The organism is Trueperaceae bacterium, assembly GCA_002707365.1.
In the GTDB taxonomy this organism is placed as follows: Bacteria; Deinococcota; Deinococci; order Deinococcales; family Trueperaceae; genus UBA6957.
On the sequence record PAMQ01000004.1, the window covers coordinates 77,198 to 101,403 of the forward strand.

Annotated in this window: 20 protein-coding genes; 5 read left to right on the plus strand and 15 right to left on the minus strand. The window is 47.4% G+C overall.

Annotated features, from left to right (window positions below; all coding sequences use genetic code 11):
• Window positions 1-166: 166 nt before the first annotated feature.
• Together CMO31_01420 and CMO31_01425 are read right to left on the minus strand one after the other, a co-directional pair.
• Window positions 167-1,807 carry a glucose-6-phosphate isomerase gene (locus CMO31_01420; protein ID MAZ52658.1) on the minus strand — a complete coding sequence of 547 codons (1,641 nt, stop codon included), beginning with the start codon at window positions 1,805-1,807 and terminating at the stop codon, window positions 167-169.
• A 58-nt stretch (window positions 1,808-1,865) separates the two neighbouring features.
• Entirely contained in the window at window positions 1,866-3,251 is a 1,386-nt protein-coding gene (locus CMO31_01425) for a peptidase M20 (GenBank protein ID MAZ52659.1), read from the minus strand.
• Window positions 3,252-3,502: 251 nt separating this feature from the next.
• Between CMO31_01425 and CMO31_01430 the strand changes: the two genes are divergently transcribed.
• Window positions 3,503-4,432 (plus strand): 3-keto-5-aminohexanoate cleavage protein, encoded by a 930-nt coding sequence (locus CMO31_01430; protein ID MAZ52660.1) that lies wholly within the window; start codon window positions 3,503-3,505, stop codon window positions 4,430-4,432.
• 40 nt (window positions 4,433-4,472) lie between these two features.
• Here the strand turns inward: CMO31_01430 and CMO31_01435 are convergent, their stop codons facing one another.
• Window positions 4,473-5,225 carry a hypothetical protein gene (locus CMO31_01435; protein MAZ52661.1) on the minus strand — a complete coding sequence of 251 codons (753 nt, stop codon included), beginning with the start codon at window positions 5,223-5,225 and terminating at the stop codon, window positions 4,473-4,475.
• The gene (locus CMO31_01440; GenBank protein MAZ52662.1) at window positions 5,226-6,239 is read right to left on the minus strand and encodes a hypothetical protein; all 1,014 of its coding nucleotides are present in this window, start codon (window positions 6,237-6,239) and stop codon (window positions 5,226-5,228) included.
• A gap of 50 nt (window positions 6,240-6,289) precedes the next feature.
• On the opposite strand from CMO31_01440, the gene CMO31_01445 reads away from it, so the two are divergent.
• Window positions 6,290-7,522, plus strand: a complete 1,233-nt coding sequence (locus CMO31_01445; protein MAZ52663.1) for an erythromycin biosynthesis sensory transduction protein eryC1 — start codon at window positions 6,290-6,292, stop codon at window positions 7,520-7,522.
• A 303-nt stretch (window positions 7,523-7,825) separates the two neighbouring features.
• On the opposite strand, the gene CMO31_01450 is transcribed toward CMO31_01445, so the two are convergent.
• Complete coding sequence (locus CMO31_01450) at window positions 7,826-8,635, minus strand: hypothetical protein (protein ID MAZ52664.1); 810 nt, start codon at window positions 8,633-8,635, stop codon at window positions 7,826-7,828.
• A gap of 301 nt (window positions 8,636-8,936) precedes the next feature.
• On the minus strand, window positions 8,937-9,401 hold the full coding sequence (locus CMO31_01455; GenBank protein MAZ52665.1) for a hypothetical protein: 465 nt from the start codon (window positions 9,399-9,401) through the stop codon (window positions 8,937-8,939).
• 193 nt (window positions 9,402-9,594) lie between these two features.
• Here CMO31_01455 and CMO31_01460 point away from each other — a divergent pair, with 193 nt between their 5' ends.
• Together CMO31_01460 and CMO31_01465 are read left to right on the plus strand one after the other, a co-directional pair.
• Window positions 9,595-10,119 (plus strand): carbonic anhydrase, encoded by a 525-nt coding sequence (locus CMO31_01460; GenBank protein MAZ52666.1) that lies wholly within the window; start codon window positions 9,595-9,597, stop codon window positions 10,117-10,119.
• Window positions 10,120-10,347: 228 nt separating this feature from the next.
• Complete coding sequence (locus tag CMO31_01465; GenBank protein MAZ52667.1) at window positions 10,348-11,535, plus strand: hypothetical protein; 1,188 nt, start codon at window positions 10,348-10,350, stop codon at window positions 11,533-11,535.
• Between the two features lie 261 nt (window positions 11,536-11,796).
• Here CMO31_01465 and CMO31_01470 read toward each other — a convergent pair whose 3' ends face one another.
• Window positions 11,797-12,828: a hypothetical protein gene (locus CMO31_01470; GenBank protein ID MAZ52668.1), complete on the minus strand. Its 1,032-nt coding sequence runs from the start codon at window positions 12,826-12,828 to the stop codon at window positions 11,797-11,799.
• 330 nt (window positions 12,829-13,158) lie between these two features.
• On the opposite strand from CMO31_01470, the gene typA reads away from it, so the two are divergent.
• Window positions 13,159-14,967: a translational GTPase TypA gene (gene typA, locus CMO31_01475; protein ID MAZ52669.1), complete on the plus strand. Its 1,809-nt coding sequence runs from the start codon at window positions 13,159-13,161 to the stop codon at window positions 14,965-14,967.
• A gap of 59 nt (window positions 14,968-15,026) precedes the next feature.
• Here the strand turns inward: typA and CMO31_01480 are convergent, their stop codons facing one another.
• The 8 genes from CMO31_01480 to CMO31_01515 form a co-directional block, all read right to left on the minus strand.
• Window positions 15,027-16,010, minus strand: a complete 984-nt coding sequence (locus CMO31_01480; GenBank protein ID MAZ52670.1) for an aldo/keto reductase — start codon at window positions 16,008-16,010, stop codon at window positions 15,027-15,029.
• A gap of 83 nt (window positions 16,011-16,093) precedes the next feature.
• A complete protein-coding gene (locus CMO31_01485; GenBank protein ID MAZ52671.1) occupies window positions 16,094-17,263 on the minus strand; it encodes an aspartate aminotransferase in 1,170 nt (389 codons plus the stop codon).
• 148 nt (window positions 17,264-17,411) lie between these two features.
• Window positions 17,412-18,260, minus strand: a complete 849-nt coding sequence (locus CMO31_01490) for a deoxyribonuclease IV (protein MAZ52672.1) — start codon at window positions 18,258-18,260, stop codon at window positions 17,412-17,414.
• A 122-nt stretch (window positions 18,261-18,382) separates the two neighbouring features.
• On the minus strand, window positions 18,383-19,315 hold the full coding sequence (locus tag CMO31_01495) for a creatinine amidohydrolase (protein MAZ52673.1): 933 nt from the start codon (window positions 19,313-19,315) through the stop codon (window positions 18,383-18,385).
• 22 nt (window positions 19,316-19,337) lie between these two features.
• Complete coding sequence (locus tag CMO31_01500) at window positions 19,338-20,552, minus strand: hypothetical protein (GenBank protein ID MAZ52674.1); 1,215 nt, start codon at window positions 20,550-20,552, stop codon at window positions 19,338-19,340.
• 41 nt (window positions 20,553-20,593) lie between these two features.
• Window positions 20,594-21,481, minus strand: a complete 888-nt coding sequence (locus tag CMO31_01505) for an epimerase (GenBank protein ID MAZ52675.1) — start codon at window positions 21,479-21,481, stop codon at window positions 20,594-20,596.
• 32 nt (window positions 21,482-21,513) lie between these two features.
• A complete protein-coding gene (locus CMO31_01510) occupies window positions 21,514-22,563 on the minus strand; it encodes a hypothetical protein (GenBank protein MAZ52676.1) in 1,050 nt (349 codons plus the stop codon).
• Window positions 22,564-22,610: 47 nt separating this feature from the next.
• A complete protein-coding gene (locus CMO31_01515; GenBank protein MAZ52677.1) occupies window positions 22,611-24,062 on the minus strand; it encodes an alkylglycerone-phosphate synthase in 1,452 nt (483 codons plus the stop codon).
• Between the last annotated feature and the right edge of the window lie 144 nt (window positions 24,063-24,206).

A 24,206-nucleotide genomic window follows, 5' to 3' on the forward strand; every position in this document is an offset into this window, starting at 1 on the left:
TGAGGCCTGTAACTGTTGCCCTTTGGTTTGTCGTTGTTCAACACAAAGCTATACTTAAATAAAGTTAGCCGTTGCTGAAGTTATTTTTGCATCAACTAATACTGGTCAAAGCCGTTTGTTGGTCAAGGTATCTTGTATGTTTTAATTCCTGCTTAGTATGCGAGTGTCAGCTGTCACGTAGGGTCTTGTAACGGTTTATTAGGCCATTAGTTGAGCTGTCATGACCTGTTACCAGAGTAGGACCTTTAAGTTCCGACTGTACTGTCTTAGCAAGGTGTTTACCGAGTTCCACACCCATCTGGTCAAACGAATTTACTCCCCATACCACTCCCTGAACGAATATCTTGTGTTCATAAATCGCAATCAACGAACCTAACGTCTTAGGTGTAAGTTGTCGATATAGTAAAGAATTTGTAGGTCGATTACCTTCAAACGATTTAGCAGCTGTAAGTAGTTGAAGACTATCGCCGGTTATTCCTTCGGCTATTAGTTCAGCTTGAGTCTCCTTTGGTGTACGTCCTGTCATTAGCGCCTCGGTTTGAGCAAAAAAGTTAGCTAGGAGCTTCTCATGATGATCTCTAAGTGGGTTGTGACTGACTGCACCTGCAAGGAAATCGCAGGGAACTAGCTTGGTCCCCTGATGGATTAGTTGGTAAAAGGCGTGCTGACCGTTAGTTCCTGGTTGACCCCAGATGACGGGACCTGTAGCAACATCCACTAAATCCCCCTCTAGGTTGGTCCGCTTGCCGTTAGACTCCATGTCTCCCTGCTGGAAGTAGTTAGAGAAGTGCTCGAGATAATGGTCATAAGCCAAAATAGCGTGGGTTTGTGCATCGAGGAAGTTGTTGTACCAGATACCTAGCATGGCTAAGATAACTGGTGCGTTCTTTTCTAAGGGAGCGTGATAAAAGTGTTCGTCGACCTGATGTGCACCCTCAAGCAGTTCCTCAAAGGCATCCATACCTATGAACAATGCAATTGACAGTCCGATGGCCGAACACAGCGAATAGCGACCTCCGACCCAGTCCCAGAATTCAAACATGTTTTCCAGGTTAATTCCGAATTCTTCAACCGCACTGCGATTGGTTGACAGGGCTGCAAAGTGCTTCTCAACCGCGTCTTCATTGGGAGCATTAGTTAGTAACCAGGCTCGTGCAGTTGCTGCATTGGTCATTGTTTCCTCAGTGGTAAATGTTTTGGATGCTACCAAGAATAGTGTAGTTTCCGGATTCACCTTTTTAAGAGTCTCAATAATGTCCGAGCTGTCTACATTAGATACAAAATGGACCTGTAAGTTCCCGCCGTATGGAGTCAATGCGGTTGTCACCATCTTTGGTCCTAGGTCTGAGCCACCGATACCAATATTTACGACGTCTTGTATAGGCTTACCACTATAGCCACGCCATGTTCCATCCCGCACTTCTGTACTAAAGCGTCGCATATTGTCGAGCACTCGATTCACTTCCGGCATTACATCTTTTCCATCAACTTTGATTGGTCGGTTGGTTCGATTTCTTAACGCTACATGCAGAACTGGTCGGTTTTCAGTAGTGTTGATCGGTTTACCGGCGAACATTGCTTTCGTGGCATTCTGAATATTAGATTCTTTCGCGAGTTGAAAAAGCAAGCGCATCGTTTCCTCGTTGACAAGGTTTTTAGAATAGTCAACAAGTATCTCTTCTACGGTGACAGAAAAGTGATCGAAGCGATGAGGGTTTTCTTCAAAGAGATGTCGCATGCACAACGCTTCAGCGTCCTTTGCATGTTTTACAAGGGCGTCCCAAGCTGGGAGAGTAGTGGGGTTCATGGACAATATCCTACCTCTCCAAGAGTCCCGATACGATAGAGAGAGCTTATAGTTTTTATCACTTCACGCTTAGGCCTTTTTCGCCAATGGTTTGTAGTAGACGGATGTAAGCATTTTGACCTCGATGGAAATTAGCAAGTCGCATAAATTCATTAGGTGCGTGGAGTTGTTCATCTTCTAGCTGGAAGCCAAAGTTGACCGTGTAAACGCCTAGTTGTTGGAGCATCAATGCGCAAAATGGGATGGTGCCTCCTGTCCAAACGTAATACGGTTCCTTACCGTAAACTTCTTCAAGCACAGTGTGGGCGATTTCGTTTCCAGGATGGTTTGTGGAAATCCGGTATGGACTAGCACCTTCGCGACCTGGTTTTACTGACACGGTCACGCCCGGTGGCACACGTGATTCTAGGTGTTGTTGAATCGCTTCTATCGTTTCGATCGGATTCTGATTCGGAACTAATCGACAAGTAATTTTGGCGTGCGCTGTGTTGGGAAGTACCGTCTTGGTGCCGTCACCTTGATAACCGCCCCAGATGCCATTAACCTCAACTGTGGGTCGTGCCCAAGCATGTTCCTGAGGAGTGTAGCCTGGTTCAGAAACGAGGGAATTAATACCCAGGCGTTTGGCCTCATCTTCTGCTGAAAAAGGAACCAAAGCCATCCTTTTACGATCCCCTTCTGTAAGGTCCAAAACACTATCGTAAAAACCTTCGATGGTGATCTTACCTTCAGAATTGCGCAAGCTGGCAATAAGGTCAGCGAGTACATGTATGGGGTTTTGTACCATTCCTCCATGGATGCCTGAGTGGAGGTCTTGGTTGGCACCCCTCACATCTATTTCCAGTGAGCAGAGACCTTTCAGTCCGACCCAGATAGCTGGGTTATTGACATCCCACTGCATTCCGTCGGCACTTATCACTAGGTCGCAGGCGAGGCGTTCTCTTTGAGCTGTTAGGAAATCCAACAGATCTGGGCTTCCGATCTCTTCTTGCCCCTCAAATAAGAACTTGAGATTGACTGGTAATACTTCCTCCGTTGCTAATAATGCCTCCACTGCCAATATGGGAATAAGCATGCTACCTTTATCGTCAGTTGCTCCCCGTCCATATAGCCGCCCGTTAGAGAGATGGGGCTCAAATGGTGGGTGATCCCACAGTTCTATTGGGTCAACAGGTTGGACATCGAAGTGCCCATAAATAAGCACTGTCGGCATTTCGTTTGTTTCCAGGTGTTCTCCGTAAACGATTGGATGGTTGCCAGTCGGTAATATTTCGACATTGTCAATTCCACTTTTTGTTAATCTATTGGCAACCCATTCGGCAGCTCTAACGACATCAGAGAAATGTTCCTGGGAGCTCGAGATGCTCGGTATCCCAACAAAATCAATTAAGTCTTGCAAGAAGCGGTCCTGATTATCGTCTAGATAGTGTTTCCAGTTACTCAAGAGTACCTCCTAATCGATGAAACGAGAATAACCCACACTGTGCCATCAAAGCATCTCGCTGTAGGCTCTATTATTTCTTCAACTTTATGAACAGATATACTCATTTAGCCTTAGCCGTAGTTGTTTCTTGTTACTGGAAGATGAGGTAATGTGGTTAAATTTTGTTGTAGTTAGACCCCAGTACACTCGGGGTACGTGTTTTTCGGAGTGAGGGTCTCTTAGCATCAAGCAGGAAAAAGAGAGGAGATTATGTGAGCCCTAATAAGGTAATCATTAGCTGTGCTGTCACCGGTGCGATCCATACGCCCTCGATGTCCCCGTACTTGCCAGCTGACCCAGACGCAATCCGAGATGCAGCTATCGGTGCTGCCGAAGCAGGTGCAGCGATTCTTCATGTGCACGCGCGTCATCCGTCTGATGGTCGTCCCAAGCAGGATCCTGACCTCTTTCGTAGGTTTTTGCCCGCTATTAGCCAAGCAACTGACGCAGTAATCAACATCACTACTGGCGGCAGCCCACACATGACTGTGCAGGAGCGTATTAAACCTGCAGCTACACTCTCACCTGAGCTAGCATCTCTCAATATGGGTTCGATGAATATGGGTCTATACCCGATGCTTAGGCGCTTCAAGGAGTTCCGTCATGACTGGGAGCGCGAACATCTTGAGAATAGTCGTGACATGGTTTTTAAGAATACTTATGCTGATATGGAGCAAATTCTTGGGACCTGCGGAGGGAATGGTACCCGTTTTGAGTTCGAGTGCTACGACGTAGGGCATCTCTACAATCTCGCCCACCTCCTCGATCAGGAATTAGTCGAACCACCCCTCTTCATTCAAACGATCTTTGGATTACTTGGCGGTATTGGTTCCCACCCAGAGGACCTAATCCATATGCGACGTACCGCCGACCGATTATTTGGTAGCGATTACGAATGGTCAGTACTTGCCGCGGGTCGATTTCAAATACCATTGGGCACTATGGGCGTAACCATGGGCTCTAACGTGCGGGTTGGGCTAGAGGATTCCCTATGGTTGGGCCCTGGGAAGCTAGCCGAGTCAAATGCAGCCCAGGTCAGGCAGATCCGAAGTGTTCTGGAGGGTTTGTCCCTAGAGGTGGCCTCGCCAGATGAGGCAAGAGAACGATTACGACTAAAGGGAGCTGACAAGGTAGCCTTCTGATAGTAATTCCAATCCTTGAAGACCTTTCTTAGCGTCTTGATTAATTATTTAGTCCGCCTGCTGCAAGGTCTTGCGCAATGATCATGCGGGCGTAAACGCCGCCAAGCGCTAAGAGTTCCTCATGTGTGCCGGTTTCAACTACTCGACCATTTTCAAGAGCGATAATACGGTCAGCGTTTCGTACGGTGGAGAGGCGGTGTGCAATGACTAGGGTTGTTCGGTGCCGCATAAGACGCTGTAACGCCTCTTGAATCAACATTTCAGTATGGGTATCTACTGCTGAGGTAGCTTCGTCGAGAATTAGTACGGGGGCGTCTTTGAGTAAAGCACGAGCAATCGATAGGCGTTGTTTCTGTCCGCCAGAGAGTCGGACACCTCTCTCTCCGATGGGCGTGTCGTAACCTTCGGGGAGATTTAGGATAAACTCGTCCGCGTTGGCTGCCCTGGTCGCTTCAATTAGGGCAGTTTCGCTTGCATTGGGTAGGCCGAAAAGGATGTTTTCACGGACTGTACCGTGGAACAGAAAAACTTCCTGGTCGACAGAAGCGATGTGGTTCCGGACGAAGTCTAGATGTAATCGTCTTAGGTCGTGACCTCCCAGAAGAACCGTTCCCTCTTGTGGGTCGTAATAGCGGGGTAAAAGGTGAGATATCGTAGACTTGCCGGCGCCGGTATGTCCCACGAGTGCGACGACGGTAGATTCTTCAACCGCAAAGTTTATTTCGTGAAGAACCGGGCCCGCTGCCTTGTCGTAAGCGAACGTAACATTTTCAAAACGCAGATCCCAGGTCATCTACGCTGGAACCGGTGAAAGAGCATCAGGAGCATTATGGATATCGCTTTTTACTGCCAGTAATTGGAACACGCGGTCGGTACTTACTGCAGCACGTGAAAGCTCGTCAGTAATGGAGGCTAGTTGCAAAAAGGGCTGGTAGATATAAGTAAGATAAACGATGAATAGGAATAGATCTGCCACACTGATGTCACCTTGCAATGCCGAGGCCCCACCAACCCAAATTACTAGCACTACACCGATTCCTCCGGCCGCCTCAACGAGCCCACTGGGTAGCAACGAGATGTTGTTGGCTTTCACAGAACGGTCTCTAAATGCTCTGGATTGACCTTCAATTTGGTTTGCGGCCTCACGCTCTCGGACGAAAGATTTAATTACCGAGATGCCGGAGTAGTGCTCCTGTACTTGCGCGATTAGCTCAGCGATGCTGGAACGTACCTGCCTCCAAAGCTTCTGCACCTTCGCATAGAAGCGATAAATCAAGAACGCAACTACCGGAACAGGAGACAATGTGATGAGGGTAAGCTTCGGGTCTATTCCCAGTAGAACACCGATCATGGCTGTAGGAATGATTAGTGCTAGGGTCGTCTCAGGTACACCGTGTGCGACAAAGTCCTCAACTGCCTCTATATCGCTAACGGACCTGGAGATGAGATTCCCCGTGCGTTCACCACTGAAGAAGCGGTGCGGAAGTGATTGTACGTGTCGATAAACCCGCAACATTAGGTCGTGCAAGACCTCGTAAGCCGCAACGTGGGAGAAGCGCCCGTAACCGTACCGAGCTAAACCACGCACTAAGTAGACAGCCAGCAAACTGCCGGTTAAAAGAAAAAGAGCCCGTTGATCACCCCCCCCTTCTGTAAGCCAGCGGATTAATTCACGGATCAGGAGTGGTGGTACAAGATTAGACCCAGCGAAGACAAGCCCAGAGACGATTGAAAGTCCAAGTAGGGGGCGGTGTTTGCCTAAAAGGTTCCAGAACTGGCGCAAAAAGTTCACAGATTGGTTAACCATAACTCATGGGAACAGCTTTTCGTTAAGTCCTAACCTTGTACTTTTGCTAAATGCATGTAAGGGTTCTTAGTATGAGCATCAATAAGGACTACCAACAACTTCGGACTACAGGGGAGTCCCCTGTCGTGCCTTGGAGTGGCAATGCGCTTCAGTACCGGGACCTCAGGGAAGAGCTCGCTCCAGAGATAGAGAGGGTACTTTCGAGCGGGAAGTACGTTTTGAATGAGGACGTTGCTGCCTTTGAAGAAGAGTTTGCTGCTTACTGCGGAGTCCAACACGCAGTTGCGGTTCGCTCTGGATCTGACGCCATTGCAGTGCTTTTGCGGGCTTTAGGCATGCGAAGCGAGGACGAGGTTGTTTTGCCCGCTAACTCCTGTTCTAGTGAGCCTAACGCCATCCTACTAGGTGGCGGTAAGCCAATTCCTGTTGACATTCTTGCAAGCACCTATAATTTGGATCCAGATCAGATTGAAGGAGCTATCGGGCCGAGAACACGGCTGATACATGCTGTCCATGCTTACGGACAACCTTGCGACATGGAGTCAATAAACCGTATTGCGAAACACCATGGTTTACCTGTGCTTGAGGATATTGCTCTTGCCCCGGGCGCTCGGATTAACGGCGAAAGGGTTGGGCGGTTTGGTGACTTTGCAATTGCCAGTTTTGGTCAAGGCAAGATTCTTAACTCAGCTGGTAATGGTGGTGGGATCCTACTAACAAATGACGGAAGTGTTGCTGAACGAGCTCGGTCATTTGCCAACTATGGTGGAGGCGTAAATCCTGATCCTGAACACGTTCGTACAACATATCTCCCTCCCGGTCGCCAGCGCGTTTGGCTCCAGCCTGGGCTTAACAGCTCTCTTGATGCGATTCAGGCCGCAATTTTGCGGGTCAAATTACGTCATCTAGATCGTTTCGTGAAAGCACGTGCTGAACGAGCTAGGAGTTACGACTCACAACTTGCAGGATTAGACGTAATTACACCGGTTATCTCTGATGGTGTCACTAGTGCATACCGGGGTTATATCATCCGCGTTAAGGATCGTGACCGGGTTCTGGCACACTTACAGGGTAGTGGTGTGGAGGCAGCCACAATGTATCTTCCTCCAGTACATCTTCAACCAGCCATGACACGCTTTGGGTATTCCGAAAGTGATTTTCCCGTGACTGAGCAGGTGGCACGAGAATTGATTGTACTACCAATCTATCCTGAGTTAACTGAGGATCAAATAAATTACGTGACTCAAACGCTCGAGGAGGCATTATCGGGAGATATTATTTGAGGGGCATTAGTAACAGGACCTAGAGCAATTAAAAGCCCTCTGATACTAGTTGGCGGGAGTGACGATAAATCTACTGTTAGTAAGTTACGGCGTAGCTTCTGGAAGATTAATCCTATTACTAGAATGTGAGTTTAACCAAGAAATCTCACATTGGCATTTTTAGTCAAAACGTTACGCTGATATAGCAACATGAATCTAGACTAGAGTTGGTGAATTTTGAGATCCACGTTGCTTCTCTTTACTTGCCATCAACTAGGTCAAAAGTAGTCTATTAATCCCTTCAGGGTTTAATCGTGACCTCTGTCAACGTAGTGTTTCGAGGTGGTGGTTCAGGGTTTCGATACCGTAATTAACTGGGTCGCCTACATTGATAAATCGATAACCCCATTCAATCTTGCAGCGTACGTCATCAACGTCTGGGAGTGTGGTACCAGTAGCGATACCTGTTCCCTCTAAGCGGTACGGTACATCCTGCATGATCTTTTGGACAGCAGGATCGTGGACCTCCGTTACGATTCCGAGGGTGGCCGAAAGGTCCATCGGTCCAACAAAAAGCGCGTCTATACCAGGTACTGAAGCAATCTCGTCGAGATTCTCGTAAGCCTTGACGCTTTCTATTTGTAGGATTAGTGCCGTTTTTTCGTTCACAGATTTAATGACCTCGGTTGTGTTGACCCCTGCAAGGGTTGGCCAATTCGGTGCAACACCACGGTTTCCTTTGGGTGGATAGAACGCGTACTCGACCGCACGAGCAGCTTCTTCAGCAGTCTCAATTTGAGGTACCATTACAGCAACAGCACCAACATCGTAAGCTTTCTTGATTAGAGCTGGATCGTTCCATGCAACCCTGACAACTGGGGCGACACCACTCTGACGTGCTAAGACCGGTACCAATCCTAAAGATTCGCTAGCGTAGGGGTCATGTTCTGTGTCGATCCACAGGAAATCAATATTTGCCTGGCAACATAGTGCTGCTAACTTTGGATTTGGTGCGGTTAGGTGTGTGCCGAGCAGTAATTCGCCGTCGTTAAGTCTTTTTTTGAATGAGTTCGCGTCCATAGCTTTCCCTTTCTCTGATCCCCCAATACTATTACACAGGTTATTGGACCGCATTCGGCAGTATTGGTAAAGAAGTGATTCTTATGACCCTAATTGGCGTTGCCATGGTGCTAAACAATATAGTCAAAAAAGGAACGACAGTTAGACCATAATCAAGATTGCTGGTGAAAAGCTAAATGACACAGGTGAATAAATTTTTGTGAGGTAACTCAGATGGTTGTTTAGTAGGGAAACGCGTGCTCGTTCAATAGATTCTTAGTTACTTCTCGCAACCGAGACCGCCAGAAATATGCAAACCATCGCAGCAAAAACAACCCTAGGGGCTTATGTGACTCCTACTTATAGTACCTGTTACTTAGGTTGCTACTTCAAGTTCTTGAGGTTCCTCTTTCAACAAAGTTACGGCCCAGAGGATGATTCCTGAACCTAAAGCGAACCATGTGAGTGTTGACGGCATCTGGGAGATCATTACGTCTAGGCCCATCAGACATAACCCGATGGTAATAACTTGAATACTTAAAACACGGACGAAGCGTCGTAAGAGATCCTTCCAGCTCTTTGCCCGTTTAAAGTAGTATTCAGCCAAAACAAACATTGCTAAGAACCCCACGGCAGCTAAAAGCCAAAAGACGTTATCTATACTTTTCACGATATAGGGAATATGGAAGGTTCGATCTCCACTGTTGTCATCTGTTAACAATGTAAAAAGAACACTCCTTAACAAGTCTCTAGCAGGGACAATCCAAAGAGCGTAAACCGCCAGGTTTATGAACGCTAGCGGGTATACTGTTAAGGATTTAAACATTTCGATTAATTTCATAAAACAGATCTCCTGGCTTTATGTTACCTATTAAGACAATGTAGTCAAGTTGAGTGTTACGCTCGCCAATCTAAACATTTTGCAAAATTATATTTTCATAATCTTGCTCAATTCTTTCTAGGTTGATACTAGCTTTTTACTTAGCCTTACCCGTGTAACGCTTGACACTAAATTGTAGTTGTAACATCAACTGGTGAAGACTCTAATTGATAAGAACCGTCGCTTTGCAGAATTTTTCGATTATGGTGACTTGACCATTGTGCCCCGTAAAAAAATCCTGATTTTGACCTGTCTTGATTCGCGGGTTGATCCGGCCCATACTATGGAACTTGAGCTCGGAGAGGCTTTTGTGATGCGCAACATTGGTGGGAGAGTTACAGACCAAATTGTGGAACAGATCGCAATTCTTCGAGCGATGATTAAATCCGTTGATGGTAGTTCTCTGGATCTTGCAATTATTCATCACACGGACTGTGGGGTTTTCCGATTTGCAGATCCCAAAGTTAGGCAACGCCTGGGATTATTGGCCGGAACTGGTGAAGTCCCGATGAAAAAGCTGGCTATAAAGGACCCAGAGGCCGGCATTGCGGAGGATTTAAGTCGACTCCGAGCTGCTTCGATCTTGCCAGATGGCTTGATTGTTTCTGGGTACCTCTATGATGTAAAAGACGGCAACCTACATGAGACTTTGGCTCCAGTACCTCTAAGAGGTTCATGATGTCAGCTTTTTCCCGTCACTTACCATTAAGCGGCTTAAATATCAGTGCTGATATTATTCAAAGTTTTAGGGGTTCGAAAAAAGACTGTCAAATAGGGTTTATGTAATGGCTGAAGTATTAGGCTCTCTTTCTGCTCCTATTAAATCTTAGACTGAATGTCATTGGACCAACAAGAGGCAGATAAAACAACTCAGAACTTTTGGCTCGGGGTGAGTAACGGAGTTTTCATGAAGGGGGCTGGCGCCTTTTTTCACCCTACACTGGTGTTGGCACCGTTTCTAGCAACCCTGGGAGCGCCAGCGACAGTTGTTGGACTGATGCCCGCAATGCTATTCGCTGGCTGGTTCTTGCCGCAGCTATTTGTCGCAAGTCGTATTGGGCACCAACCAAGGAAGATCCTCTGGTACCGGTACATGACAGTGATTCGAGTATTTACTTATGCATTAATGGTAGCAGTTGTTTTCGCATTTCCAGACTCTCCAGTTCTGTTAGTAGTAACCGTTGTTTTGGGCATAGGCATTGTGTCTCTAGCTAATGGAATTACTGGTATACCCTTCGCTGATATTGTTGCCAAGGTAGTTCCCCACTACAGACTCGGCACTTTCTGGGTGTTACGCAATGCAGTTGGTGGAGCTCTTGGATTTGGATCTGGTTTTCTTCTAACGTATCTCCTCGGTGGAGATATAGCGTTCCCACAGAACTTTGCGATTGTCTTCGTAATCGGAACTGTTCTCTCGGCTGCCGCTTATCTTAGTTTCAGTTTGGTCAAAGAGCCTTTGGGTTTAGCAAGTCAAAAGCAGCCGTTCCGTAGTGTCATCAGTAGAATCCCAGGCTTGTTGCGTAACAATCCCAATTTCTTCCATTACTTACGTTTTCGTTTCCTCGCCCGTCTAGCTATAGCTGCTGACCCATTTTTTGCTATTTATGCCCTAAAATATCTTGATGCACCCCCTAGTAGCCTAGGTCTCTTCGTGATCGTAGCAACGTCATCCGCAATTGTTGCTAACCTGATGTTTCGAGCTCCAGCCAACCAAGGGAAAAATGTTTTGGTGTTTCAAATCGCAATTGCTTTTTTGATTGCTGCTCCCATCGCAGCACTAATAGCACCTTCCTGGCAGTCTTTTCTACTAGTTTTTCTCTTTTCAGCAGTCGGTCAGGCCGGATTAAACATTGCTTCCTGGAACTTGCTCTATGTTGTCTCACCGGCAGAAGAACGCAGCCTATATATTGGTACAGCTAACAGCTTACTTTCACTACCAGCTCTTGCTCCGATCTTAGCGGGAGTAATTATCGATTTGCTCGGTTTCGGACCGGTTTTCGTAGTTGCTGGGGTGTTAGGCGCTGCTGCACTGGTTTTTGCCCTACGGTCCCGAGAACTGGTCATTTTAGATAAGAAGGCCCTAGGTAAATCTTGACAATAATGTAGATCGTCTTTAGCCCAAAGACGTATTTTTATGAATAACATCACGTCTTAGATCTTTGGTGACGATCCCTAAGAAATAAAGTTTGTTAAGAGTTATATACGCCTTTGTACCTTGATGCAATGAAAAAAAGATTGCTAGGTTTCTTAGATTAACGGTGGTTTATTCATATCTGTTACATTTTAGAGCCCAGACTAAAAATTTACAGTACCAGATTTCGTCTTGCGGCCTGCTTTTCGCTTTCACGCTACTTATTTAACTAAGAGATTCTATTTTTACAGGTCTTCCTGTTTTTGCACTCTCCAAGGCCGCAAAAGTCATAGACATTGTAGATAAGTTGTCGCGACCACTGCATTCTGGTTCACGTTGTTCAGTGATTGCTGAGAGAAATTCATCCAGAAGAGGGTCTTTTTGATGACGTGGATGATCAAAATCAACAGGTACTTCTTCCAAATGTGGTGGGTTTGCACGATGTTCGTGACTAATTAAGATCTTATTTTCGTGCCAACTCATACTGCCAGCTGGGCCGTCTACATGCCAGTTTCCGAGCCATGAAGTTTTTTCGCCGACAGTGCACCCGGTGGCCCGATGCACAACTTTTAAGCCGTCACAAAAGTCGAACACTGCGACATGACAAGCGTCACCTTGGTGCCAACCCCAAGGTAGATTCCAACTAATTACATGTACAGATTCAGGATCCATGCCAAGAAAATAGCGGATCATATCGAAGTGATGACAACCCATGTCAAGGAGGAACATAAACGGCTCAGTAACGTAATGCGTGCCCGGCCAATCTGCCCAAGGTACAGCAAAAGAAATGTCGACCTGTCCAGGCGGGCCTATGGTATCGCTGGTAAGTAATCGACGAGCAGTACGTATTAGGGGGTTAAAGCGCTGCTGTTGTGCCACCATGTGTATGCAACCAGCGGCTTCCCCTGCTTCAACGATTTCTCGGGCAGTTACTAAGCCATCACTTAGAGGCTTCTCACCTAGTAGCGGAAGACCAGCAGCAAAAGTATCAAGAGCCACCTGGCGATGTACCGACGGTGGAGTTACATCTAGGACGAAATCGGCCTGGCAAGAATTAATGGCCTCTGGCAGGGTGGCGTATACCTTATTATTCTCTACCCCCCACTCTGAAATAGCTAGTTGGCGTGATGTTTCAGATCGACCCACGAATGCTACGATTTCCACGTCTTCGCGGGCATTGCACACGTTGTTCCAGACCTGGCCATGGTTGCCTAAACCTACGAGGATACCCCTTAGCGGATGATTAGTCTTGTTCATATAAAGAATCCTTAACGGCGCTTTCCCTGTTAACCAAATTAGAGGCACCTAATAGCGTAGAGCAGCGTTGCGACGCTATTAGTTTTTCCCCTTTAGACAGTCTAACTCTCAATTTTTGACTAGTCCATCTATAGAGCCCCCGTGATCGTTGCTTTGTTAGGACCGTCTTACTGCCAAAAGACCAGCTGGTTGGTAGAATTTAGATTTCCTATTACCCTTATCAGTTTGATGTACCGCAGTTGTTTGTCGTGTATACCTTGCAAGGGTCCTTATCGTGTATGATCATGCTTTGCGTTGATCCGAACTGCGGAACGCCAGAACAGGACCCTTGTGGAATATCGAAATGTTGCTCTCATTGCCCATGTTGATCATGGAAAAACGACACTCGTTGACGCTATGCTCAAGCAGTCTAGCGTCTTTCGAGATAACCAGATTGTAGAAGAACGTGTGATGGATAGTGTCGACCTTGAACGCGAAAGAGGTATCACGATACTGGCAAAAAACACAGCTGTCGAATGGGGTGATGTAAAGATAAACATCGTTGACCCCCCTGGTCATGCAGATTTTGGGGGTGAGGTGGAACGAGCACTCGGTATGGTTGACGGTGTTCTTGTTCTCATCGATGCTGCAGAAGGGCCCATGCCTCAGACGCGTTTCGTCCTCGAAAAAGCACTGGCTCTTGGGTTAAGACCTATAGTGGTGGTCAACAAGGTTGACCGAACAGATGCTCGACCGAACGAGGTCGTTGATCTGACGTTCGATTTAATGATTGACCTGGATGCAAATGAGGAACAACTCGATTTTCCAATCCTTTACGCTGTAGCTCGTGATGGTCGCGCCTGGCAAGTAGAGCAGGACCCTAAATCTGATCTGGAAGATCTCTTTCAAGCTATTGTTAATCACATACCGAAAGCCGCGTCCGATATGGATGCTCCTTTCCAGATGCAAGTGGCAAACCTCGATTACTCTGATTATTTGGGTAGGATTGCTATTGGCCGGATCCTACGCGGGCAATTGCAAAAGGGAGAAACTGTTCTCAGAATTGAACGCGATGGGACTCACACAAAAGCACTAATCACCCGGGCTTACACCCATCTCGGCCTACAAAAAATTGAAACTGACCACATTGAGGCTGGCGATATCGTTGGTCTTGCAGGTCTTGAAGGGGTACAGATCGGCGATACCCTAACAGATCCGGCAGTAGTCGAAGCTCTCCCTGTTGTTCCAGTTGACGAGCCCACAGTAAGTATTAGTTTTAGCCCTAACACCAGCCCCTTATCTGGAACGGAAGGAAATTACGTCACCAGTCGACACATTAAAGATAGGCTCAATAGAGAACTCTTAACCAACATAGCTCTTCAGGTCGAAGAGTTGACGGGTGAACAATTTCGCGTCTCAGGTCGAGGAGAGCTTCACCTATCAATTCTTATTGAGCAAATGCGTCGTGAGGGCTTTGAGTTTAATGTTTCTCGGCCAGAGGTGATTATCCGTGAGGTTGATGGCGTGGCGCACGAGCCTTTTGAGCAGGTGGTTACTGATGTGCCAGTGGAAGCAATGGGGGCTGTAATAGAGTCACTATCCAGCATCCAAGGTAACTTAACTAACCTAAGCCAAGACGATGTCCGGGCACGTCTCGAGTTTAAAGTACCAAGTCGGGCGCTCTTCGGCTACCGAACCCAATTTCTATCAATTACTCGCGGAGAAGGACTCTTGAGCCATGTCTTTGATAGTTATGCTCAGGTTGTGGGTAAGCCAAAGGCCAGGAGCACAGGATCATTAGTCTCAATGCAGGCGGGAAAGGCCCTCGCATATAGTCTATTCAAACTTCAAGACCGAGGTAGCTTTTTTATAGAGCCAGGTACGGATGTATATGTCGGTATGATAGTTGGTACCAACGTTCGCACAGGTGACCTTAACGTGAACGTATGTAAGAACAAGAAGTTGACTAATGTCCGTGCAAGTGGCCGAGATGACAATATTTTACTTGAACCCCCACACCTAATGACCGTTGAGGACGCGCTTGAATACGTTGGTGAGGACGAGTTTGTCGAAATAACACCAAAAAATATCCGTCTCCGTAAAGCAATACTCAACCCAACTGACCGTGAGGTAGCCGCAAAAAAAGTAGCTTCCCAATGACTCATGTTCAGAGATAGACTTTCTAAAGCCTGCTAACCCAGTTCTTCTACCGGCAACAACTATTTTCCTTTTGGTAACTGCTCTTCTCGTCTATCATGCGCAGGGGCGATCTCCGGAGTGAGAGCAGTAATTTCGTTACGCATTTCGGCCGTCATTTTGAAGTTAGAAGCAGCCAGTGAAGGTTCCAGTTGCTCGACGTTCCGAGCTCCTATGATTGGCGCAGTTACAGCTGGGTGAGACCCTACCCAAGCCACCGCAAGAGTGGTTGGGTGAATGGACCTCTCACTCGCATAGGCTGTGAAACGTTCAGCAATATCGTAATAGTCGTTCCTGCCGTAGCGTTTCATGTACATGGAGTTTTCCACCAGACGACCTGTTTCTGGCCGAGATCCCGAACCGTATTTACCAGAAAGTAATCCACCACCAAGAGGACTGTATGGAATTATGCCCATTTGTTCGGACGCTGCCATCGGGAGGATTTCGACCTCTGCCTGACGCTTAGTTAGGTTGTACATAGGTTGAGCGAGTTCGAAACGAGCCGAGTGATTTAACTGGGATATTCCTAGGGCTTTCGTAATTTGCCAAGCAGCCCAATTACTCACTGCAGGGTAGAGGATGAGACCCCGTCTCACAAGTTCGTCCAGCGCCTTTATGGTTTCCTCCATTGGAGTTTCATAATCGTACTGATGGACAAAATAAAAGTCCAGTCGATCGGTCTTCAACCGCTTTAAAGTATCCTCAACAGCTTGTACAATATGACGTCGGGATAAGCCCCGGGAATTGACATCAGGTCCGACAGGTCCGAAAACTTTGCTGGTAATAACGAGCTCATCACGCAGTTCAGTCATGAGTTCGCCAAGGATTTCCTCTGAACGTCCTCCTGCGTAGACGTTAGCGCAATCAAAGAAGTTGATTCCACTGTCTAAGCAGCGGCCAAACATACGAGTTGATTCAGCCTCATCTGCAGTATCCCCAAAAGACATTGTGCCGAAACAGAGGTTAGATACCCTAACTCCGGTGCGACCTACAGTGCGGTAGTCCATGCCAGCCTCCAAAGGTCCTCACGGCAAGAAAGATCTTATGGCCTTAAGAATTGACCAAATACTCTGGTATTTTACCGCGATTGTCATGTTATTAACAGCAATATTCTACTCAGCGCTTCAGTGAGTTGGGTATCAGATTTAGCAAAGCACAGGCGGAACCAGTCCTCAGCGTTACGTTCAAAGGCAACACCAGGAGCAATACCGACATCCACTTTGTCAATTAACTTTTTAGCAAAAGCAATGCCATCAACTACACCGTCGACACGAAAGTAGGCGTAAAAAGTCGCTGCGGGTTTATGGAACTCTATGCGATCAGATTGAGTAAGAAGCGCCTCTGTCAAGTTGAGTGATCTTTTAAGGTCATATACCTGCTGTTGTACGAATTGCTCACCGTGTTCGAGAGCAGCGACGCCTGCGCGTTGGGTGAAAGGTGGAGCACATGACACTGAGAACTCAATAATTTTTTCTAAAACTGGTGTTAATGATGATGGCAGGGTTAGCCACCCGAGACGCCAACCGGTCATTGCCCAGGATTTAGAGAAGCTGTTGATGACGATTAGTCTGTCTTCGGGTTCAGCGACCTCCAAGAATGATGGAGCAGCACGGTCAGAGAAGCAGAGTCGAGCGTACACCTCATCTGCAATAAGCCAGGTACCGCGCTCTCGCATTGTTTCGAGTAAGTATCTCTGCTCGGCACTATTCATCATCCAGCCGGTAGGGTTAGCTGGGGAGTTGATCAAGACGCACTTAGCGCCGGCGGTAGTTTCGAGGAATTGCTCGAGGTCGATACCCCAACCGGTGGAACCAAAGGAGAGAGATTGTGTTTCTACCCTTGCACCCTGGAGGGCCGGCACTGACAGGATATTAGGCCATGTTGGCGTGGGAGTTACAACTAGATCTCCTTCCTCTAGAACACATTGGAAAGCAAGGTTTAAGGCATTAAGGCCCGATACAGTGACCGCCACGCGGTCACTCGGGATGTCCACCCCGTAGAGATCAGTAGTGTATTTTGCGATAGCTTCTCGTAAGAATGGTCGACCCAGACCTTCCGAGTAAAAGCTTTCACCCGCTTGAATGGCTTTGATAGCAGCGTCCTTAATGAAGTCAGGCGTCTCTAGATTCGATTCACCGAACCAAAGTGAGATAAGTTCGGGGCGGTGCATGGCAGCGTTTGCTAGCTTACGTATTATTGATTCCGGTACATTTGTTGCCCGGCTCTCGAGCCCTGAAGTTGCTGGGACGTGCCTGTTCATATTGCAACGTTAGCATTTGCAATTCGAATTCTTGTGTCTAATTTGTTGACCTTACTAACGTCGAGAGAGTTTTGTACTGCGGTCATTCTCTTTAGTTACCTTGCAGAGTCTAAGGTTCTCTGAACTCCTTATTTACCTAACTTTATCTTTAATTGTGTAGGGATCTTAGGGTTTCGAGGTCCCGTCGGTGCCCTTCACCATCGTCATCAAGTGGTGTTTCTAGCAGCATAGGGATCCCCGTGAATCGTTCATCAGCTATGAGCTGTCTAAAAAACTCTAACCCTATTTCGCCACCTCCAATAGTTGCATGACGGTCTTTACGTAATCCGAGAGGAAATTTAGAATCATTGAGATGTACAGCTTCGAGACGATTGAGTCCTATCTGTTCGTCGAAGTCTTCCCACACCGACTCGTATCCTTGCTCGTTGCGAAGGTCATAACCTGCTGCGAATGCGTGGCAGGAGTCAAAGCACACGCCAAGTCGTTCTGACTCGTCGACTAACTCTAAGATGCGTCCAATTTGTTCGAAACGGTAACCAAGAACTGTCCCTTGTCCAGCAGTGTTTTCGAGCAGTACCTTCGTACTGAGGTTTGGGTTAGTAGCGAAAACAGCATCTAGTGATCGAGCGATTGCTTCGATTCCCTTTTCCTCTCCCTCTTCCATATGTGCCCCGGGGTGTAGTACCAACCCTGGAACTCCTAATAACGTGCAACGTTCAAGTTCGTCAGCAAGTGCAAGGCGAGATTTACTATGAGTCTCCGCATTGACAGCGCAGAGGTTGATGAGATAGGCGCTATGAGCGACCAAAGGCATCGGGTGTTTCCCATGAGCTTCTTGGAAAAGCGTGACAGCATCATTCGTAAGCGGCTTGGCGTTCCATCGACTAGCGTTCTTTACGAAGATCTGGAGTGCTTCGCAACCAATCTTGATGCCGCGATTAAAAGACTTGTGTAGGCCTCCCGCAATGGATACATGGGCTCCTAGTAAGGTGGTTATCACTTGGACCTTAGGGTTCTAAATAAGAAAAATAAGTTATTCAACATGGTTACCCGATGGGAGTGACCCAGTAGAATTTGAGGCCACGTGGACCGGTCATGTAGACAGTAAAGAAGCCACAGTTATAAGACTCGGTCTACAAACTCTCTGGTGTGGACTTTTACCGGAACTTGCATGAGCTCTAATACACCCCGAGCTACATGTTCGCCAAGTCGACGAAAAGATTCTTGACCTTTTTCTTTAGTTGCTCTGAGGGGATTACCGATGACGCCACTCTCAATGAACTCGTGATGGTCCATAGGGAAGTTGAAATAGGTGTAACCTTCGAATTCTACGTCGGGCATTCCATCCTTTTTGGCAAAGGTTTGGGGCAGGAAGTCAGGGATGTGGGCCTTCGTAAAAGCTGCTCGATCCATGCGCACAATATCTTCATTCCAGGCTAGGTCTTGGGCGGTCTCAAGTTCACTAGCGTGCCAGCCAGGTGTTTCTTCAGGCGGATTCTCCATTAGGCCTGCTAGGATGCCTGTGTATCGCTCCATGTAGGGTTTAACAAAGCCTATTAACGCACCAGTTTCGTAACGCAGCTTTCGGAGTACTGGATCAACAACTTTGATGTTTGAACCGTGACCATTAATAAAAATTATGCGATTAAAACCATGATGGATGAGGCTACGGGCTACGTCATGCATGACCGCGAGAAGAGTGCTGCTGCGGACAGTGATGGTGCCTCTACCTAGTCCAGGTTCATGCATGTGCTGGGGCGAGTATCCCATCCATATTGGTGGTGTATGCATTACTGCAATATGTTCGGCGACGCGACGAGAAATCTCCACCGCCGTGATGGTGTCAGTATAAATTGGGAGATGAGAACCGTGCTGTTCGAGGCTAGCTACGGGCACCAATATAATATCTTTCTGCTCTAGGTACGCCTGGACGTCAGTGATGGTGAGATTCCCAAGGTCCCAAGAAAGGAATTTGTCTCGGAACTCTTCATCACCTTCAGTCAAGTGTGGCACACCCTTTAGTTTTAGTTGATCGCTACTACTTGAAATCATAATGGTCTCCTTAAGTTTTTATTTACAGTAAATCGATAAATAGTTCAGCAACTAAAATCCCGAAGTCTGGATCGTTTACATGGTTTTCAAACGTTACAACAGGGATGGTATCGCAGATCTCTCTCTGTAGTGTCGCTAGGTAAGCTTCATCAGCTGCAGGGTCCCAGAATGGTCCATCAGGCACATTAGGGATTGACAGGCCTTGGGTTGGCACGGCAATGACAACTGGTCCTTGTGCTCCAGCGAGCTTTTCAGCGAAGATTTGACCAAGTTGGATCATTTCATCGTGGCTAGCGCGAACAAGATTATACTCCGGATTATGGTCGTAAACCGGACGATCAGCCAACTCTTGTGGCACCGTGCCAGCATTCCAAACGCTGAAATCTATGCAGCCAGGAACGACCACTTGAGGCAATCCGAGTCTTCCCACTACGGATAACCGATCAGCGCCACCATCATGTATGCCACCCACTAAGGGGTCATAAACTTCGTTGGTTGTAAAGTCTATAATTCCGACGAATTGCCCCTCAGCAGCGAGTTCCTCCATAGCTGGTCCACCGACACCGTTGGAATGGAAGATTACAGCCTCGTAACCGGCTTTGGCGAGTCTTGCCTTGGCTGCCATTACCGAGGTGGTGGTGTTACCGAGCATAGTTATGCCGACGAACTGGTCTGAGGTGTTTGGTCTTGGAAGTTTATGGCCGTGGTCGAGCATTCCCTTGATAGTGGCAGCGACGTTGTCGAAAATTGTGCAGGCGATTGGGTTAAGCCCAAGGATGTCCACTACTGAGTGCACCACTGTCATGTCTTTGGTGCCGACTAGAGGATCGAAGAAGTGATGTCCTGACGCGATGGGAGAGACTAGGACTTTTGGTACGCCAATCGGCAGGACCATCATGGCAGCAGCACCCATTACTGCCCCCTCTGCACCGCCCATGCTGACGGCAGCATCAATACGCCCGTCAGTGTAAAGAGTAGCTACTAATTGGCGTAGAGCTCCGCGCATACCGTTGACTGCCCGGCCACGACTACCAGATTTCTGCAGCTCCTCGATAGTGGTTCCACCGTAAGTCGCTACTTCGGCGTGATCAATGTCAGGAGTTATACCCAAGGGGTCACCCAGGATGCCTGAGTCAACCACAATAGTGCCTAGTCCCAGTTTATTTAGGCGATCGCGAAGATAGCCTATTTCTGGCCCTTTGGTATCCAAAGTACCTATCAGTACTACAGTAGGCACCGAATTACTTCCACTCTGGCCTTAACCATGAAGGCTTCATCTCAGCGTATTAACGGGAGTAGAGTTTGGGCGGTTGATTCTACTAGCCAACTGTAAAACTCTTCGGATAAAATGCCACCGCCATGATCCTTAATGAATTTCAATTGTTTTTCGGTTAAATCTGCTTCGGCGGCTGCTGTAGCATTCTGATAAGGATTAGCTGGGGTGCGGTCAAGTGGAGCCACAAACTCTACAGTTAGAGCACCATCGTAACCAATATCTTCGAGGCATCTAACGATCTTGTGCCAGTCGAGTTGACCTTGACCGCAGGCCATCCGGTTATTGTCTGCGACGTGGAAATCGAATAACTTGTCACCAGCAGCTTGTAAAGCTGCGCCGAAGTCAGCCTCTTCTTGATTCATGTGGTATGCGTCAAGGCACACTCCACATTCTGGACCGACGGCCGAAGCTAACATCAAAGCCTGATCGTGACGGTTGAGGAAGTTAGTTTCAAAGCGATTGAGGGGTTCCAATGCAAGTTTGATCCCTTGTTTCATAGCATGCGTATAGACCTCTTTTAGGCCTTCAACAGCCCAATTCCATTCTGTTTCCTCATCCGTTTGGGCTGCGGTTTTACCAACCTCTGAAGGAACAATCGACATCACCTCTCCATCAAGTTCTCCGACCATGGTGACACAGTCTTTCAAGTACTGAACCGTCTTTTCGCGACCAGCTTCATCCGCTTGAATAAGGTCTAGCCCTGTGAACATTAGGCTAATTGAACCCCAACACCGAAGATTATGCTCTCTCAGAAGACCCCGAACTTCAGAGGTGTTATAGACTTCGGGTTCTCCGCCAATTTCTATGCTTTTGTAGCCGTACTTGGCTAAACGTCGTACGGTAACCTCGAGCGGCTCTGCCCTCATCCAATTGTGCATAGAAAGATGCATCGTGTATTACCTCCTCGGTACGATCTACTAGTTTAAGAACTCAGACTTGCTTCAAGCTTCTCGTAAAGACCCCTAATCTCAAGATTATACTCCTGGGCATGATTTTGTAGGTGAAACAAAGTGCTCGGATCTTCCGTGTAGAGTACTTCTATCCCACGACTTCGGGCGTCTTCAAGTCGACCCTGTGTTAGTGCCTTAGCAAGTTCAGGATGAGTAAATTGGAGTGAAGTATTACCGACCGGGTGTGTGCGCTTTTTCCGCCAAAATAACTCGAGTGGTGTCTCTGGCAGGATAGCTCTGAGAAGCAGTCGAGGAGACTCGTATCGATTCGGCGCCCGAGAAGCATGAGTCGGATCTACGTAAGCACTTGTTTTGTCAGTGACTGCTGGTTCAAAAGAAATCTCTCCTGAAGAAAGAGCGTTAGCTAAGAGGGTGATGAGATCAACAACCTCGACAGTATCGGGCCAACTTATACCCAAACGTTCATTGTAAAGATTTGAAAAAGTGAATGCGTCCCCAGGAGAAAGGACTACGAGTTTAGACGCACCTACAACCTCGAGCTCTTTGAGAATTGTACTGGCCTGTTTACGTGCAGTGTCTAGTAGGCCAAGTGAAGAAGCTAAAAAACCGTTACTTTTTCCTCGGGATATGAGGACCGGATTTTCGCCTAGCGCCTCGAGTAGTTTTACGGCAGCTTCTATAGCTTCAGGCCATAAGAAGTGTGATTCATCACCAACAAAAAGGGCAGTGCTTCCCTTGTTAGTAGTAGTTTCTAAGGGATCTTGGCCAAATGGTGACGCTTGATTTTGGAGTTTCTTATCGAGCTTATAGACAGAGTCTGGAGCTAGTCCTGCCTTTACAAGGTCTGCCTTTACAAGAGCAACTGCATCAGAGAAAGGTTGATCAGTAACGCAATTGGCTTGGGCGATCCCTGCATCCACCTCACTGAAGATCACATCTACCCAATCTTCATTCCAGGTGATTAATCCACGCTGTTCTGATATGGCGGTTAGAGCAATTCCATGTGGGGTTAGTGTTTCGCGATGGAATATCTGGTCAAGCGGATCGACGTGACGACACATGAGGCAGTAGCGACAGTTTTCCAGAGTAAGACGCGCTTTGTCGTTCATCAGGATCCTTTCGTCCCAGGTCCGAAGCCGACTTTACCCGGGTTCATTATCCCGTTTGGATCGATTGTCTTCTTGATTGACTCTAGTAAAGGCCAAGCAGATCCGTATTGGCGCCTCATGAAGCGGGACAGTTTAAGGCCCACTCCGTGATGCTCATTAACCATTCCCCCATTATCTAGAACGGCTGTCATAGCTGTGTTCCAGACGCGATTATGGAGCAGTAAAGCTTCCTCAGGATCCTGAGGAGGATTCTGAATGATAAAGCGACTGTAAAGGGCAGTGCCCCAATGGAACCAATGCGAAAAATGCCCGATGAAGTCTATATCCCAATCAGCATAGGTGCTTTCGACTGCTTCTTTCTCTGCATGGTAGACCTGACTAATCTTGTCGTAAGTGGTTACTGTTTCGGTAGTCCCGTACATCCAGGGAAATTTAAGGTTCTTTGGTGGATAGTAAAAGTCATAACGGTGTTTCCACCAGGCCTCCCCAGGATCACTACCTAAATCATCTGCTCCTAACTCAAGACAGATTTCAAGGGCTTTGCGTTCCTGCACAGATGCAATTTCCGGGTCACCATCAAAAACCAGCACCATATAGGCACCCTCATATTCACGACCGAGTATTGCCTTGATTCGTGATGTTGTTGACTTTGGATCATATAGGCGTATAACGGTTGGATCTAAACGGCGGGTCATCATGCGGCGACCGGCTTCTAGAGCATTATCAAGGTTATCGAAAAGAACTCCTCGGAAAAGCCGTGTTTCAGGAAGGTAATCGATCTGCATTGTGGCTTCAGTAATGACACCAAGAGTGCCTTCAGAACCTAGGAACAGTCGATAGAAGTCGGGACCCGCAGCGTGGTTTGGAACGCGTGGTGTACGAATTATATCCCCGTTCGGTAGTACTACTTCCATACCTAGTACCATGTCCTCAGCCTTACCGTATTTGGTGCTAATGGTACCTGAGCCGCGTGGGGCTAGGTATCCTCCAAGTGTGGCACAGTTTGCTGAGGCTGGGTAGTGGGGAAGAGTAAGACCCTTTTCGTTAAGCGCCCATTCTAGTTGTGAGCCGTTTATGCCTGCTTGGGCAGTTATTGTGAGTGAAACCTCGTCAATTTCAATGATCTTGTTTAATCGTTTGGTGTCTAGCACAATTCCACCGAACATTGGGAGAGCACCACCCTGTGACCCAGAACCACCTCCCCATGGAATAACAGGAATTTTGTAATTGTTGGCAATACACAATATTTCGGATATTTCTTGTGCCGAGCCTGGGTGGAGAATGTAGTCTGGTTTTCTAGGATTTTCAGCGCGGTCAAGCCACATTTGTGGGAGCCAGAACCAGTCTGTTGCGTAAATTAGTTTATCGGTTTCTTGTGTGGAAATGTTTTCGGAGCCAACGACTTCCTCGAGCTCACTTCGGAGCATGTTGTGGTGTAGGTCTGGTCTCATGTTTCGCCTCTCATTATCAACTCGTTTCCAGGTTGCGGATCGAGATACGTTTCCTTCGATAAGAGTGTTGTGCCGAGCAAGTCATCTGAGAGCATCAATAACCCCTTGGTTTAAAATTCTACTTTAAGTTTATACCGATCGTTT